At 58.5% G+C, this 16,831-nt stretch carries 9 protein-coding genes; 7 read left to right on the top strand and 2 right to left on the bottom strand.

The features are described 5' to 3' along the window. Positions 1–55 precede the first annotated feature (55 nt). On the top strand, positions 56–526 hold the full coding sequence (locus FVQ81_10595) for an IS110 family transposase (GenBank protein MBW7996994.1): 471 nt from the start codon (positions 56–58) through the stop codon (positions 524–526). Positions 527–633: 107 nt separating this feature from the next. Here the strand turns inward: FVQ81_10595 and FVQ81_10590 are convergent, their stop codons facing one another. Beyond that, a complete protein-coding gene (locus FVQ81_10590; GenBank protein ID MBW7996993.1) occupies positions 634–3,216 on the bottom strand; it encodes a DUF4962 domain-containing protein in 2,583 nt (860 codons plus the stop codon). Positions 3,217–3,552: 336 nt separating this feature from the next. Between FVQ81_10590 and FVQ81_10585 the strand changes: the two genes are divergently transcribed. From FVQ81_10585 to FVQ81_10560, 6 genes are all read left to right on the top strand, one after another. Further along, positions 3,553–4,212 carry a cyclase family protein gene (locus tag FVQ81_10585; protein MBW7996992.1) on the top strand — a complete coding sequence of 220 codons (660 nt, stop codon included), beginning with the start codon at positions 3,553–3,555 and terminating at the stop codon, positions 4,210–4,212. A gap of 302 nt (positions 4,213–4,514) precedes the next feature. After that, a complete protein-coding gene (locus FVQ81_10580) occupies positions 4,515–6,173 on the top strand; it encodes a hypothetical protein (protein ID MBW7996991.1) in 1,659 nt (552 codons plus the stop codon). A 1,019-nt stretch (positions 6,174–7,192) separates the two neighbouring features. Beyond that, complete coding sequence (locus FVQ81_10575) at positions 7,193–8,824, top strand: hypothetical protein (protein ID MBW7996990.1); 1,632 nt, start codon at positions 7,193–7,195, stop codon at positions 8,822–8,824. Between the two features lie 781 nt (positions 8,825–9,605). Beyond that, positions 9,606–11,237, top strand: coding sequence for a hypothetical protein (locus FVQ81_10570; GenBank protein ID MBW7996989.1), 1,632 nt, complete (start codon positions 9,606–9,608; stop codon positions 11,235–11,237). Between the two features lie 1,588 nt (positions 11,238–12,825). Beyond that, complete coding sequence (locus FVQ81_10565; GenBank protein ID MBW7996988.1) at positions 12,826–14,436, top strand: hypothetical protein; 1,611 nt, start codon at positions 12,826–12,828, stop codon at positions 14,434–14,436. A 128-nt stretch (positions 14,437–14,564) separates the two neighbouring features. Continuing rightward, a complete protein-coding gene (locus tag FVQ81_10560; protein ID MBW7996987.1) occupies positions 14,565–14,966 on the top strand; it encodes a flagellar protein FlaG in 402 nt (133 codons plus the stop codon). 80 nt (positions 14,967–15,046) lie between these two features. Here FVQ81_10560 and yidC read toward each other — a convergent pair whose 3' ends face one another. Next, positions 15,047–16,801 carry a membrane protein insertase YidC gene (yidC, locus tag FVQ81_10555; protein MBW7996986.1) on the bottom strand — a complete coding sequence of 585 codons (1,755 nt, stop codon included), beginning with the start codon at positions 16,799–16,801 and terminating at the stop codon, positions 15,047–15,049. Positions 16,802–16,831: the final 30 nt, after the last annotated feature.

Raw genomic sequence — 16,831 nt, 5'->3', positions numbered from 1 at the left:
TGCAGCAGAGCACAATCGTCTCCAACAGGCCAGAGACCCTTGGGTAAGCTCAAGCTTGAAAAGAATTATCAGGGCTTTGGATCGAGAAATCAATAACCTCGATCTTCAAATCCAGCAAACCATCAAGCAAAACCCTCTCTGGTACGAGAAGGCTAAATGCCTGAAACAAGTCAAGGGCGTCGGCGATACCACCGCCTGCTCGCTGCTGGCTACCTTGCCTGAACTAGGTACCCTCAGCCGCCGGAAAATCGCCGCCCTCGCCGGGCTGGCGCCCATCAACCGCGACAGTGGCAAGTTCCGCGGAAAACGGATGATCTCCGGAGGCAGAGCCGATGTTCGAAAAGCTCTCTACATGCCGGCTCTGGTCGCTTCACAATACAATCCCACTATCCGTGATTTCTATCAAAATCTCATCAAGGCTGGTAAACCTAAAAAACTCGCCCTTACTGCCTGTATGCGAAAACTCCTTATTATCCTTAACGCTACCTTGAAAAATTATCAAAATAATATCTGTCTCAACTCTTGATTCTCAAGACAGTCGCTACGGGTAATCTTCTGAACGAGACTGTAAAATTCCCCTCTCGAGAGGGGTGCCTGCGCCAGCAGGCGGGGTGTGTAATTCGATACAACCGCTCATTTGCAATCGTAGCGACGGTATTGTGCCTGGACGTCCTCGCCCAGATCGACCTGAATCCTCGCTGGCGCTGCTTTGGCCGTAGCCGGGAGGTCCGTGCCCGTTTCCCCCTCGCCCCACCAGGCTGTCACTTTTTCGCCGTTGACCTCGAACCCGCGCCAGCTCCCGTCCTCAACCAGCTCGATCCGTGGCGCCGGCTCGGTGCTCCTGAACGGCACCATGATCGCCAGGAATTTTGCCTCGAGTGCTTTGCCGGCAGTACTTACCGTTAAATGCCATTGGTTGGCAGCGCCTTCGTAGCGTTCGCCCGGCGGGACGTTGAACTTGTCGGTCTGGCTGAATTCCAGCGGCTGGCTGGCAATGATCCGCACCACGCAGCGCACCGGCCCGTTGTCCACGAACACCGTGCCCTGCTTGCTGTCGTACTCCATCCGCTCCAGGGCGTGGAGCATGAACTGGAAAGTGGTCGGTTCGGCGGCGGCCAGGTAGTCGTGAACCGCCAGCCAGGGCCGGCCCGGTTCGCCGCGAAGTTCCAGGTTGCGCTCCTGGGCTTCTCCGCGAAAAGCCAGCGTACGTCGTGCGGCTCTCACCTCGGGTCCAGCGGGTGGAAGCGGCTCGTCCAGCAGTTCCTGCCACTGCTCGACCGTAAAATCGTTCATCGGAGCGTTATAGGCGGCGGTGGCGTCGCCGGTGACAAATGTCACGAGTCCATTCGGCTGGTACTGTGTAATTGTCCCCGCGGCGGCCATGTCGCTGGAGGCCTGTCCGCGGCCGTTGACCAGCACGGCGTTGTGAGCCTTTGTCTGGCGGGTCCAGAGGTTGTGGTGCGGGCTGCCGAACCAGGGATAGTAACCGGAATCGATCAGCAACGCCCGGCCCCAGGCGTTGAACTGGAAGCTGTTCTGGTCGGCGTGGCTGTGGCTGAACGACCCGTAGCGGCTGGACTTGAACAGCGCCCATACATCGCGCTCCGCCTCGCCCAGCGCCGAGTGCATGGCCACCCAGCCGATATCCTTCAACCATCGTGAGTCCTCGAGTCCGGTCGGCGCTTGCGGCTGGAAGCCCGCAGGCGGGGGGCAGAGCACCGCGAAAACGTCCTCGACAAACCATTCGTACCAGCTCCAGTCCTCGTCCCTCACCTGCAGCTTCGACTCGATCCCGCCCGGCACCTCGATATTTTCCGCCTGCCAGAGCAGCACGGGGTCTTCGAGCGCGGCGGCGAACTTGTAGAGCATCAGCTTCTCGGGCAGGTTCGGCGCCGCCTCGCCGTGGTCGCCGAAACCGCCGCGGGTTGCGTAGGGAGGGTGAAAATAGACCGCGAAATAACCGTTGTTACGGAAAAATGGTTTCCTGTAGAGATTGATCCCGGTGGCGCTGCGCAGACCATCGAGGAAATTCGTGTGCCAGCCCACGTATGCCGACCAGTAGCTGAGACCCTGCGCCCAGCCCCCGTCGTCCGAACCCCAGGTGGGAAAGGTGGACAGGTAAGAGCGCAAGACATAGTCCAGCCACTGTTCGGCCTCGGGGAACTCGCCCAGGCAGCTTACCGCGGCCATGCCCAGAAACGCCAGCACGCGGACATCGTGGTTGGACCAGGGGGCCGAGAGAAAGTCGACCTCGCGGTAATGCTCCAGTACCTGCTGACCCCTGCGTCGCAGTGAGGCCAGCACCTGCACCTTATCTTCGTGGCTCAACTCATCGGCTATCCAGTCATAAGCCAGCGCCATCCGCTCCAGAATCGGCATCCCGGCTTCGTCATTGCCCTCCGACCCATCGGGCAGCGTCAGGTTGTAGCTGGTGGTTCCGTCCGGGTCCCAGCCGGCAAGGTGCAGCAGCCATTTCCGCGCGCCGTCGAGGTACTTACGCTCGCCGGTCACTTTCCAGGCCAGCGCCAGGCGAAGGACATGGGCGCTGCCCCGTTTGCCGGGCGTGTAGATTCTGCGCCACTCACCCACCTCGAACACTCCGTCCTTGTAGGGTGCCGGTTCAGGGTAGAGCGGTTCGGTCAGCGCGGCATCGGCCAGGGTCCGGCTGCGCTCCCAGAGCGGGATGCGTTCCTGCTCCACCTGCCTGCGCACTTCGCTCACAAACCCACCGTCGGGCCGGAAAAACAGGCGCGGCCGCCGTCCGTCCAGCAGGCGGGTAAGCTGCTCCAGGTCGGGCATCGGCAGCTCCGGCGCCTCCCGGCCCACGCTGAACCAGCGGACTTCCGAGCGGGCGAACGGCGTTCCGGAGGAATCCAGGTAGGCTACGTACCACTTGTAATCACCGGTCTGCAGCGGATCGTTCAGCACCGTGGCGGTCGATCTCAGGCTGTCGTGGACCGCCAGCGGCGTGCCGCTGCCGTCGCGAAAGAGCAGAAACCTGTAGCCCAGCGCGTCCGGATGAGCGCGCCAGTAAAATCCGGGCGGGTTGACCCCGGCCGGATAACCCTCGGGCGGATAGTGCAGGAGCTGACGGGGAGCGGGCGGCTGCTCGTCGGCCGGAAGCGTGAGCTTTATCTCCCTGCTCGCCGGTGAACAAGCCAGCAGAAAAGCGGAGACTAAGATTGCAACGGGAATGCAGCGGAACAGTAATCTCATCGCCGGACTCCGATCTGGGGTAGTGGCGGGGCAAGTTGTGATAAGAAAATATTACCTTCGACGGCTCAAAGTCAATTCTTGCACCTGGCGGCGATGATTTGTTTCTTGTTCCTCACCTGTGCAGGCGATTACATTCAGGTTAGTTACCCATCGGTTTTCAGTTGCCGGAACTTCGTAGATCCTCTCTGACGAGGAACCGTAAAAATGTTCAGGGTGTCTTTATCCTGGCATTGAAGCAATTGATAGCTGGCGAGGAAATCGAACTGCCGATGATGGGAATCGAGAACGAGCGGATCGGCGAGGCGGTGGACTGGCCGGCAAAGCTGATCTGAACTGATGCGGAGAGGCGATGCGGTGAAAAATTTTACGCGAGTCCATGATATCAGCATCACGGTCAAACCGGGCATGGCTGTCTACCCCGGCGACCCGCCGTTCGGGCGCAGGAGCGTTTATTCGCTCTCACGGGGCGATAGCGCGGAGGTCAGCGCCTTCGATATCTGCGCCCACGCTGGCACCCATCTCGACCTCCCGGCCCATTTTCTTGCCGGAGAACCGACAATGGAAAGCCTCCCGCCCGAGCGGTTTTTCCTGCCGGCGGTTGTGGCCGATAACGGTCCGGGAGAGTGCGTTGAGGCTCACACGGTCGAATCCTCGGGCGCGTGCCGGGGCGAAGCCCTGCTGCTGCGCACCGTCAACTCCTCGCGCGGAATCCTGACCGGCAGCCGTTTCGTGGAGGATTACGTCTACCTGACCCCGGAAGCCGCGACAGTCTGCGCAGACCTGGAACTGTCGCTGGTGGGGCTGGACTGTCATTCGATCGACCGTTTTGGGGCGGAAGGCTACCCGGCTCATCGTATCATACTCGGAGCCGGGATGCTGATCCTGGAGGGTATCGACCTGGCGGCGGTGCAGCCGGGACGGTATCTGCTGGCGGCGATTCCGCTCAAAATACAGCACGCCGAGGCCTCGCCCGTGCGGGCGGTGCTGCTTGAATAGCCCGGTTCCCGCCACTGGACTGACCGTTCAACCAAGCGTACCCTGCCGATTTTCTAAAGTCTACCGTCCAGATGACGATAACTGAGCATGAGGGCGACGACCTTCCGCGCCGGAATCCCCCAGGGGAAAAGGGGGATTCGGGCACGTGGAGCAATTACGCCCTTTAACAGGAGTAAAACAGAAAAAAACTGGAATAATCCCCCAAGATTATTTATCCAGCCGGGTCCGGTGGCCTTCCCTTGCGACACAAAGGCCGCCTATTAAGCAAGGATGCTTAATATACCATCAAGGAGGATGGAACGATGGCTTTGTCGCTGAACACAAATATTTCCGCTGTCACTGCACACCGCAACCTGCTGCGGGTGACCGACGCGCTGAGCACGAGCATGGAACGGCTCTCCAGCGGGCTTCGGATCAACCGCAGCGCCGACGATGCCGCAGGGCTCACAATTGCCGAAAACCTTCGATCCCAGATAATCGGCCTCAACCGGGCCGTGACCAACGCGTTAGAAGGGATCAGCCTGATCCAGACCGGTGAGGGCGCAATGAAGGAAGGCAGTTCGCTCCTGCAGCGGATCAGACAGCTTTCGATCCAGGCGGCCAATGGCACGCTTACCAGCAAGGACCGGCAGGCGATCCAGAACGAAGTGTCCCTTCTGATCGACGAGATCAACAGGATCGCCAAGACCACCACCTACAACAGCATCAACCTGCTCAACGGGAACAGCTCCGCCCTGGTCAGCACCAGCAATCCCCAGGACGTCAACGGGATCGTGGTGGGCGATGTGGGCGACGGCGGGATCTTTAGCGTGGCGATCAATGTCGCCCGGTCCAGCAGCGGAGTGTATCTGCTGGGCAACAACCAGATCCAGGGCACGGGGATCCTGACCACGGTAAACTCGCGGGGCCAGATATTCGACGCCACGCGCAACACCACCCTGGCCTCGATCTCCAGCTTCCAGAGCTTCAAGGTGTTCGACGGCGGTGTGCGCAGCGTTACGCTCACCCTGAGCAGCGACGCCGACAGCAAGCTCACCGAGATCGAGCTGTTCGCCACCGATACGCTGGATATCACGGCCAAGCGGATATCCCTGGCGATCAACGACCCCTCGCGGACCACCGATCTCAACCTGGGCGGTGAAATCAGCCGGGGCGCGACTCTGATAAGCATCTCCTCGGTCGGCGAATCGCCGGCCGGAGGCCAGCCCGGCAGCACGGTGATGACGATTATGAATCCCGAGCCGGGCCGCAGGCTGGTGTGGGGCGGCGATGACAAGATGTTGAGTGCATTCGGGTTCAATATGATTCAGGACGGCGAGCCGCCTGTGTTCTCGGTAACCATTAACAATGTTTCAAGCCCGTTCCAGAAATTTCTGCCGCGTACGCTTAAAGTGTTCGGCGAGCGGGCAAAAGGGCTGATCCAGGGCGTTGATATCAAGTTCAGGCCCACGCTGAATATCAGCCTGTCGGGCACCAACGTGGAAAGGGTCGGCGCGTTCAACGTGCCGGTGCTGGTTGTCAGCCAGTCAGGGCAGAATAACACGTTTCTGCTGGAAATAATTCCCCGTCCGCTGGTGTTCCAGATCGGCGCAAACCAGGGAGATGTGCTTAAAACACGGATCAGCGATATCAGCGCGAACAGTCTGGGAATCAGCGGGATTAATATTGTCGACCAGACCCTGGCCGGCGAATCGATCCGTACTGTCGACGAGGCGCTCAAACGGCTCAACTCCGAGCGCGCCAATCTCGGTGCGGTGCAGAACAGGCTGGAAAGCACGATCAACAGCCTGCGGGTGGCCTCAGAGAACCTGACCGGCAGCGAATCGCAGATCCGCGACCTGGATTTCAGCGATGAGATCGTCAATTTCACCTCGCTGCAGGTGCTCTCCCAGTCGGCCACGATTTTCCTGGCCCAGGCCAACGCCTTGAGCGGTACGGTGCTGACGCTGATCGGAGGATAATTCCGGCCGACGGCGCATAGACAAAGATGAAGTAATTGCCTGAAAAGCACGCTAACAAGGGCCCTGGCAGAAAACGCAGGGGCCTCGTATAAGTAAAGTGCGCAGTGTCTCATACCGGCCCCTGGCCGGTAGTGGTACCGGCGCGGTAAGACCGATCCAGGTCCGTGGATCGGATTTCCAGGGCCGGAGTGCGCCCGGAAAGATGATTGGCGGGCATTGAAGATAAAGATACTCGAACCATATGCCGACTGCGAAAGCGAAACATAATATGGTAATATCAGCCAGGGATGCCGGAGCCCCGGCAGGACCCGGCTTTCCGGAAGCTGATTTGCGGAGGACGCTGCCATCCAACAACCGCGTGGTCCCTGGATATACTCTGGGGCAGACGGACTCCGCTTTCGATTCTCAGTTAACCCCTAACGCGACCGGGCCACGGATGGCCCGCCCCGGACAAGGAGGTCCGCTTATGCCTGCCGGCTGATAAAAAAAGCCACATAACCCGGGTCAGCTGACCCGGGCGCGACGCCGCTTGATGGCAGGAGCGGAATATTCCGCCATATATCGTGCGCGATGGTACGGCACGGCTGTTGACCGCAGCCGTCCGCAGGCCGCTGTGCGCCTGATCCCCTAACCGCGCGTACCGGCAGTCCGCTCCGCCGTCAAAAAACGGCAGGGATCGAGTCAGCTCCCTGCCGCTGGGGGGTAAAGTACGCCCTGGAGCGATAAGCGAGAGATCGCCCTGAATTGAAACGGCAAAATACTTCGGATAACGAACCGTAACTTCGATATTCCGTGGAGTTTAAATTCAGTCAAAGGAGGGTGATGAGACGATCCGGACTCTTTTTCTCAGGAGACTGTGAAAACTCAATTCAGCAACCGGCAGGTTGCGCCAGCACAGGCATCTGAAGCCTGACTGCGCGCGGCAGGCCGTTGCATTGCGCGGAAAGCGCCATTTTTCCGCGAGAATCACAAATGGCGGGTATGGATGCCCGCCTGTAACAATCATGGAGGATTAAACTATGGCTGGACTTACCCTTAACACCAACATTCCGGCGTTGAATACCCGCCGTAACCTGGTGGAGCAGAACCAACGCGTAGGCAAAAGCATGGAAAAACTGGCCAGCGGCCTGCGGATCAACCGGGCCGCCGATGATGCGGCCGGCATGACTATCGCCGAGAACCTGCGTGCCCAGGTAATCGGACTCAGCCGGGCGGTGGCCAACAGCCAGGATGCTATCTCGCTGATCCAGACTGCCGAGGGAGCGCTTGGTGAACAGCACAATGTCCTGCAGCGGATGCGCTCGCTGGCGATCCAGTCTGCCAACGGCACGCTGACCAGCAGTGACCGCAAGGCCCTGCAGGAGGAGATATTCCAGTTGATCGACGAGCTGGACAGGATCGCCCTGACCACTTCGTTCAACAGCATCAACCTGCTCAACGGCAACGTTGGCGCGCTGGTCAGCTCCGATGACCCCGGTAACGTCAAGGGTATCATCGTCGGCAACGTCGGCCGGGGCGGTACGTTCTCGGTGGCGATCAGCGCCGTGGAGTTGGGACAGCTGCAGGTCCAGAACTCGCAGACTTTCGTGCGGATCACCGAGGCCGGCGTTCCGCGGGACGCAACTGCAAATACCCAGTTGCAGTCGATTAGCCGTCTGCAGGAGTTCTCAGTGTTTGCCGGCGGGCAGGATTCGGTGACCCTGACCCTGAGCAGCAACGCCGACAACAAGATCTCCCGCGTGCAGGTGTTCGCCACCGATACGCTGGGCGAGCTGGCGAACAAGATCTCGCTGGCGATCAACAATCCCGATACCACAACCGATCTCGGCCTGGCCGCCAACAAGTCCGAGGGTGCTTCGCTGGTGAGTATCGGCAGTATCGGCCTGGCTCCGGCCGGCGGGGCCCCAGGGGCCACCAGCATGGTTATCACCACTCCGGAATCCGGCGTGACGCTGGTGTTCGGTGGTGAGAGTTCGCTGCTGACCGCGCTGGGATTCAACGAAATCCAGCGTCCGGTGCAGCCGGTGTTCTCGCTGACCGTGAAGGATATAGGCGAGGGCCTGATCTCGACCAAAACCTCGCGCGTATTCGGCAACCGGGCCAGCAACCTGATCGAGGGTGTGGATATCAATTTCCGCACCACGCTCGATATCAGTCTCAGCGCCACCGAAGTGACTCAGGTCGGAGCCTACCGGATTGTCAAGAATGTGAACAACGCAACTCCGGGCCCGGACGGCTTCGTGGTCCAGGTTTCGCCCCGTCCGCTGAGTTTCCAGATCGGTCCTAACCACGGCAACTTCATCAATACCCAGATCGGAGACATGACTGCCAAGAGCCTCGGAGTCAACGGGCTGAACATCAGCGATCAAATCCTGGCCCAGGAAGCGATCAAGCCGATCGACCGGGCCCTGGGTCTGGTAAGCTCCCAGCGTTCCACTTTGGGTGCGGTCCAGAACAGGCTGGAAAACACGATATCCAACCTGCGTGTTGCCGAGGAAAACCTGATGGCCTCCGAGTCTCAGATCAGGGACCTGGATTTCTCGAGCGAGGTGATCGAATTCACCTCGGCTCAGATTCTCACCGCGTCGGGCACCAGTTTCCTGGCGCAGGCCAATGCTTTGAGCAACAACGTACTGACCCTGCTTCAGTAGCCGGGACAGTATCCATAAATCGCCCCCCTCCTGGCAAGCAGCCCCGGCCCGCGTTTATGCGGGCCGGGGCCCCACTTTTGCCGGTTCCGGCGGGTTCCCGAGGGGTGAAAAGTCTGCCCCCTGGCAGGGAATCGTTTTCCCCTTGATAAAAAGTCAGGGAAATTTTCTAAACTTTCCCAAGTCGGTGCCGATATACGAGTATAGCCGATAATTTCTATGGGCTAATGATATTGTACGGCGGCGATCAGATAACTCAACCGGTGCACTCTCGCCTTCCGGGGTAAAGTGCGTCCCGAGAGCCAGTACATCCAGTAAATTCTTTGGTTTGACCCGATCATAGGGCTGCAATAAAAAAGGCTTTTGGAGCCCCCCTCCAAAAGCCTTGGCAGCACAACATGATCATGGACCGTGTTAGGGTAAAGGAACGCCGGGTGGCAGTGTCCTTTTTTGCATGAAGCATATTGTGCGCTTTTTTGCATGCTATTGAAAGGCAATTTGCATGCCAGTTGCGTTGCCGGGCTGCGGAGGACCTGAATATTAAAGAAAAACAGTTTCGAGACAGTCAATTTTGATTCTGAACATAAGAGAAAACTTTCAGCTTATGAACAATTCGATACCGAGAACAAAAATAACCATGGAGGCTTTTATGCTGAGAATAGACTGACCGATTTCAATTTCCTTGCAACAGGGTCGTCGCCAGCAACTTGAAACCGAGAGAGGATTCAAATAAAGAACGTTCTGTTGGGTAAGGAAACCTTACAGACGATCATGGAGGATAGAGATGAGCTTAACCCTCAACACAAATGTTCCGGGCATCAATGCACGAAGGAACCTGTTGATCAACAACAGGATGATGAGCAAATCCCTCGAGAAACTCGCCTCAGGACGGCGCATCAACCGTGCGGCTGATGACGCCGCCGGTCTGAGTATCGCGGAGAACTTGAGGGCTCAGGTCATCGGCCTTGGTCGTGCGGTGGCCAACAGTCAGGACGCTATCTCGCTGATTCAGACGGCTGAGGGCGGCCTGAATGAAACTCACAACGTTGTTCAGCGTATCCGGTTTCTGGCAGTCCAGTCGGCCAACGGTGTGCTGACTTCTCGCGACCGCCGGGCACTGCAGGACGAAGTGACCCAGCTGATCAGCGAAGTGAATCGTATCAGCGCCACCACGTCGTTCAACAGCATCAACCTGCTCAACGGCAACGTCGGTGCGCTGGTCAGCACGGACGATCCGGTCAACAGCATCCAGGGCCTGGTTGTCGGCGATGTCGGCAGTGGCGGCACGTTCAGTATCGCCGTCAACGCTATCGACGTCGGCAAACTCCAGGTGCAGAACTCCGAGCTGTTCGTTACTATTAAGGAAAACGGCGACCCGATCGATGCGAACGCCGCCACGCAGTTGCAGTCGATCAGCCGCTTCATGGACTTCGGCGTGTTTACCGGCGGCGTCGATTCGGTCACGATGACGATGAGTACCGACGCCAGCAACCGGATCGCCGATGTACAGATATTCGCAACCGACACCCTGGGCGAGCTGGCCGGCAAGATGTCGCTGGCGATCAACGACCCGGGTTCCGTGCTGGATCTGGGTATGGCCGCCACGATTTCCGACGGCGCCACCCTGGTCTCGATCGGCAAAGTCGGTCTGGCTCCATCCGGCGGCGGAATCGGCGCCACTTCGATCGTGGTCACCACTCCCGAACCCGGCCGCGGGCTGGTGTTCGGTGGCGAACCCTCGATCCTCTCGGCGCTGGGCTTCAACGAAATCCAGACCGCTGTTTTCCCGATCTTCTCGATCAGTGTACAGGATATCGGCGAGGGCACGATCCCCGATCGCTCCTCCAAGGTGTACGGCGACAGGGCCGCGGGCCTGATCCAGGGCGTGGACCTCCAGTTCCGCACAACCCTGGATATCAGTATCAGCGCTACGGCCAAGACCACGATCCAGGCTTACGATGTGGCCCAGGTAGTGAATAACGCCTTGGCAGGTCCGGATGGTTTCGTGATCCAGGTTACACCGCGTCCGCTGTCGTTCCAGATCGGACCGAACCACGGGAACTTCCTTAACACTCAGATCGGTGACATGAGTGCCAGCAGCCTCGGTATCCAGAATCTGAACGTCAGTGACCAGTTCATCGCTCAGGAGTCGATCAAGACTATCGACGCGTCGATCCAGCAGGTCTCGAAACAGCGGGCCGCGCTGGGTGCTATCCAGAACCGCCTGGAAAGCACGATCGCCAACCTGAACGTGGCCACCGAGAACCTGGCAGCCAGTGAAAGCCAGATCAGGGACCTGGACTTCTCCGATGAAATAATCAAGTTCACATCGGCCCAGATCCTGTCAACTTCAGCCACGAACTTCCTGGCCCAGGCCAATGCCCTCGGGCAGAATGTCCTGACACTGCTCAGGTAAGCAGTCGGCGGGAAGTAGCGTGAATTTTGCGGTAACGTTAACCTGGAACCCTTAGTACTGGAATGACAGAGTAAACAACATGTCGATGAGTAGCGCAGCAACCATGACAGGGTACAGGCAATGAGCGAAAGGCCGGTTTCCGGGGGCGGTGTTATAGCCCCGCCCGGAGCCGGCCTTTTCTCGTTTACGCTGCTTCTCGCGGAATAAAAAAAGGGCTTTTGAAGCTGCAACTTCAAAAGCCCCGCACCACAAACTTCCGCGAAGAAGCGTTCTTAGAGCGTATATGCTCCAAGATTTGGGTGCAGCGACTGTTTGTGCAATAAGCGTTCCAAAACCACTCCGGATTCGTACCGGAGTGGTTTTTTTATCTGGACACATTTCGCGGACCGAGTGCCGGCTTATGCGGCATATCATTGATTGTCATCAAGTTAGCTCATCAATACAGCGGGCATTATACCTTCCCGCACCTACTCTCAACTTGATTTCAAACTTCGTAATATCCGGTCTGCTCGGCACATATATCGATCCTGGACCACTACAACGAACTAGAGAAAAAATTTCCCCGGCGGGTGCAACTATTGCCTGTGGCAGGCCGCATTACGGTGAAGAAGGGAAAAACGCTAAAGGTTAAAGCTTTAGTGCCGATAATAAAAGCAGATTTGTTCGAGGTTCGGTCTGCAAGCCGCCTCGAAACTCTCCTTGAGTTCTGGCATAAAAGACTTGGGGAGCAGAAGTTATAGAGGTTTCCGCGAAGAAGCAGGTTGGTACGGGGTGTCGGGCGATGCTGTTTGTGTCTGTTTTTGTGGCGCTTGACAGTGTCTCCTTTCAAGATTTCTCTCCCCTCGAGCTTTCCAGAGCTTCCAATCCGCTGTTCTTCGCAGCAAATCTCTACCAAAATCAGCAGTTAAGCTTTATCCTGCCACGGTAATTATCCGTTGGCGGGGAAAAAATTTCCGGCCAGTTGTTTTTTCCGGCCGGAGTAAAGCCTACCGGGTACACCGTGGCAGCTGCAACTGTCGTATCCGGGAGGGGGGAATTCCGCGAAGAAGCGTACCGGGGGTGTATTTCCTCACCGGCTGCGGCCGGGCCGCGGACAAGGGGCCATCCGTGCTTTCCTGTCCGTGGCTCGCGCCGCAGCCCATTCTCCCTCGCAAACGAAGCTCTTCGCAGCGTTCCCGGCCAAATATACGGAAAACAATGCGCACAATGCCCGTGCGCTTGTGTTGAGGGCAGTACCTCCTTTCCGCACCCGCCGAATGTATCTGGTCGCCGCCGGAGGCTTTCAGCAGCGGGCAGGAGACGCTAATCAGGACCAGGCCGCCTCGATCGGGAATCGGCCCGTACCCGCCTTTCTTATCTGGTCGCCGCCGGATTGCAAGGCAAATCGCGGGTTCGTTCCCGATCGAGGCGGCCGGCCGGATCGGGGGACAGGCCGGTGGTCAACCCCCAGTGCTGCCGGTCTGTCTTCCGGCGGGTCCTGAATCAAGAATCCTGCAATGGAGCAGGATTCTTGAGATTGCGACGGTTGAAAACGGAGCCTGGCACAGGACCAGAATGGATTCTATAATCCGCTACTAAGGAGGAATGGATGCCCGGACTGTCAATAAACACCAACATCCCGGCAAGCCTGGCGCGCCGCCAGTTAGGTATCGCGAGCAAGCGGATCAACAATTCGCTCGAGGGTCTGGCCAGCGGATTGCGGATCAATCGCGCGGCCGATGACGCCGCCGGTCTGACGATTGCCGAAAACCTCCGGGCCCAGGTCGTGGGTCTGGGCAGGGCGGTTTCCAACGCCCAGGACGGTATTTCGCTGATCCAGAGCGCCGAAGGAGCCCTGGCCGAAGACACCTCTATTCTCCAGCGTATCCGCGAACTGGCGGTTCAGGCGGCCAACGGTACGCTGACCAGCCTGGACCGCCTGGCGATCCAGAACGAAGTCAACCAGTTGATCGACGAGGTGGACAGGATAGCGGAAACCACCGAATTCAACTCGATCAAGCTGCTCAACGGCAATGTCGGAGCCCTGGTCAGCACCAGCGATCCAAATGCGCTCACTGGCATCGTGGTGGGTGATGTGGGCTCGGGCGGCGTGTTCAGTATCACTGTCAGCGCCCAGGACCTGGGCCGTCTGCAGGTGCAGACCTCCGAGGTGTTCGTCACGATCGATTCGGACGGGAACGTGGCCAACGCACAGGCCACCACCCAGCTCCAGTCGATCAGCCGCTTCCAGGACTTCGGCGTGTTCGGCAGTGGTGTGGACAGCGTGACAATCAAGCTGGGCTCGGACGCCTCGACCGAGGTGTCGGACGTGACCCTGTTCCGCACAGATACTCTGAGCGATGTGACCCGGAGGATATCGCTGGCGATCAACGATCCCGACTCCGCCAACGACCTCGGCCTGGGCGGCAGCAGGGCCGTGGGCGACACACTTGTCGACGTGGCCACAAACGTTGGAACCGAAAACGCCACTGAAATCTATGTGCTCACCCCCGAGCCGGGGCGGCAGATAACCTTCGGCGGCGACGCCGCCGCGCTGTCGGCATTCGGCTTCAGCGAGATCCAGGACTCCAAGAGCCCGATCTTTTCGCTGACCGTGACCAATATCGGAGCCGACGGCGGAGCATCGACTCAGAAGAGCCTGAAAGTCAGCGGAAACAGGGCCAGCGGGATGATCGACGGAGTGGACCTGGCGTTCCGCACCAGCCTGGATATCTCTATCGGCGGCAGCGCCACCATCGCCGGCTTCAGTATTGTCAAACCGCTGTCCGTAGCCGGCAGCAGCGCGTTCGTGCTGCAGATCGCCCCCCGCCCGCTGACCTTCCATATCGGCGCGGGCGCGGGCCAGACCCTGTCGACCCAGATCAATACGATGAGCAGCAAGGCCCTGCAGGTAGATAAGATCAACGTCACCGATCAGGGGCTGGCCAACCAGGCGATCCGCGTGGTGGACAAAGCGCTGAACAGGGTAAGCGCCCAGCGCAGCACGCTCGGAGCGGTTCAAAACAGGCTGGAGAGCACGATCGCCAACCTGGAAGTAGCGAAACAGAACCTGCAGGCCAGCGAATCGCAGATCAGGGATCTGGATTACAGCGAGGAGATAATCGAGTTCGTCACGGCACAGATACTCAACGCCAGCGCCACCAGTTTCCTGCGCCAGGCCAACGAGTTGTCGAACAACGTGCTGATCCTGCTTTCGTAAGCAGAACCACAGCGCATCGATTCAGAGGGTGGCTCCGGCGCGCGATCACCGGGGCTGCCCTTGCTCCGTTCTACCGATTCCGTAAGGCGGATTGACCCCATCAAGACCGAAAATCTTGGGAGAACACGATGAGTTCCAGGATTAATACCAGCGGTGGGGATGTTCAAAGGCCGACTTACCATTACAACCGCCAGGCCAGAAAGTCGGCGGCTATCAGTACAAGTTCGCCGAAAGTAAACCGGAACATTGCCGATGGACTCAAGGCGGGGGCAAAAGCCGCTCTCGGAGGCTCAACCGAATTGAAAAATATTCTGGATTCGAGGAAGCTCTCAAAGCCTGTCGACGAGCTTACCGGCATTCAGGACCTCAATGCGCGGTACTACATCCACGGCGGCGCTGACCGGCGGGTAGTGCAATTGAGGGAAGCGAAAACCGAAAAGCTTGTGCGTCAGGTGCCGAGTCAGGCTGCTCTTGAGCGCCTGGCAAGCATGCGGAGGTATGTCGGCAGGATCATCGATTTCAAGGGATAGCAATTCTCTGGCAGTTTTATTATTGAAAAAGGCCGGTTGCCATCAGCAACCGGCCTTTTCTAGTCCGTCATACCGCAAGACTACTTCTTTTTCTTTCGTTGCCGCGCCGGCTTTTTCGCTGCATCCCCGGCGTTTTTCTTAGCCACGGCGACCTTGTTCCTGTCCTCGCCGTGGAACTGCCGGTTGATATAAATCTGCTGGACCATCTGAAAGATATTCACCCAGGTATAGTAAAACACCAGTCCAACCGAGAACCGCAGGAAAATGAACACCATCACGGCCGGCATCATGTACAGCATCGGTTTCATCTTGGGGTCCATGCTGGTGGGCATCATTTTCTGGGTTACGAACTGGGTCAGCCCCATCACAATCGGCAGGATGTAGTACGGGTCGGGCTGGCTGAGATCGTTGATCCAGCCGAAAGCTTCCGCCCCGCGGAACTCGATCGTCATCCGGAAAACATAGAACAGGGCGATCAGCACCGGCATCTGCACCAGGATCGGCAGGCACCCGCCAAGCGGATTGACTTTGTGCTCCTTGTAGAGCCGCATGGTTTCCTGCTGCACTTTCTGCGGGTCGTCCTTGTACTTGTCCTTCACCTGCTGCACCAGCGGCTGGATCTGCTGCATCTTGATCTGGCTTTTCGTACTCTTGATCGTCAGCGGCCAGAATACCACCTTGACCGCCAGTGCGAAGAAGATCAGCACCAGCGCGTAATTCGAGATATACTGGTGCATCCAGAGCATCACCTGCAGGCTGTACTTGCAGAAGGGCTTGATGATCCACCAGCCGTACTCCACCAGTTTGCCCATGCCGTAGTTGAGCTTGGTCAGTTCCTCGTAAGCCTGCGGTCCCACATAGAACGAGAACTCGATCGGTCCGGGCCGGGGCGGCACCTTGAAGAACCCGCTGTAGGCCATCGCACGGGCCTCCTCGTCTCCGCTGCCCCGCATCCCGACCATCAGCGATTCCGGCACGAAAAAGGCGGCGATAAAGTACTTGCTTTTCAGTCCGCCCCACAGAATCCTGCGCTCCCCGCTCGGCGACCAGTCGCTTTCTTCCAGGTCCCCCAGGTCCTTGTCGGTCAGCTCGCCATCCTCGAAATAGACCACTTCGTACTCTGCGTAGTCCTCATCGGGATTCTTCTCATTGGAAACCAGCGACGGCCCGAGCCGGACTTCCACCCGGTTCTCCTCGGGGCCATGCAGCCGATCGGGCAGGTAGAGTTTCGCTCCCACGAGGTAGGTATCATTATCGAAGGAATAGACTATCCTTACCCGGTTCCCGCCGGCCAACTCGTGCACGAACTCCAGGTCGGCTTCGGTCCTTGATCCACTCAACACGATCTTTTTTGAACTGGGTACGAAATGGCGCTCGCCGAGTTCTATCGGCTGCGTCAGATTTTTCAGGTGCAGGCTGGTGCGCAGAAACTCGCTCTCTCCCGGCGGGATGAGCTGTACCGGCCCGGCCTCGCCGCGGCTGTCGGAACCTTTCGGCCTGAAAGCCGGGTATTTCTTAAGCAGAGCCCGGGAGAGCACTCCCCCGCGAGTGATAAAGTGGTACTCGTAGATATTCGAACTTACGACCACTGTATCGACCGGCATCGTGTCCGCGGGTTGGCTGTCAGTAATCTTTTCAGCCAGACCGGGAGCTCGAGCGCCGAGGGCGGAATCCAGGTCCGGCGGCACATACCGGCTCTCGACAGTCCGGGCTGCCGAATCAACCGGAACCAGCGGCTGTTCGCTTAGCGGCTGAGGCCGGGGCGCCATCACCAGAATGTAAAACATCCACAGGCCGAAAATCAGGGCCATGGCCAGGGCTGCGTTCTTCTCCATTATCTCCTCACCTGAATCATCAACTTAAAA

It is taken from the genome of Candidatus Glassbacteria bacterium (assembly GCA_019456185.1).
GTDB lineage: Bacteria > Gemmatimonadota > Glassbacteria > GWA2-58-10 > GWA2-58-10 > JAJRTS01.
Note: the sequence above shows the minus strand (reverse complement) of the source record. Positions and strands in the feature narration are given on the sequence as shown.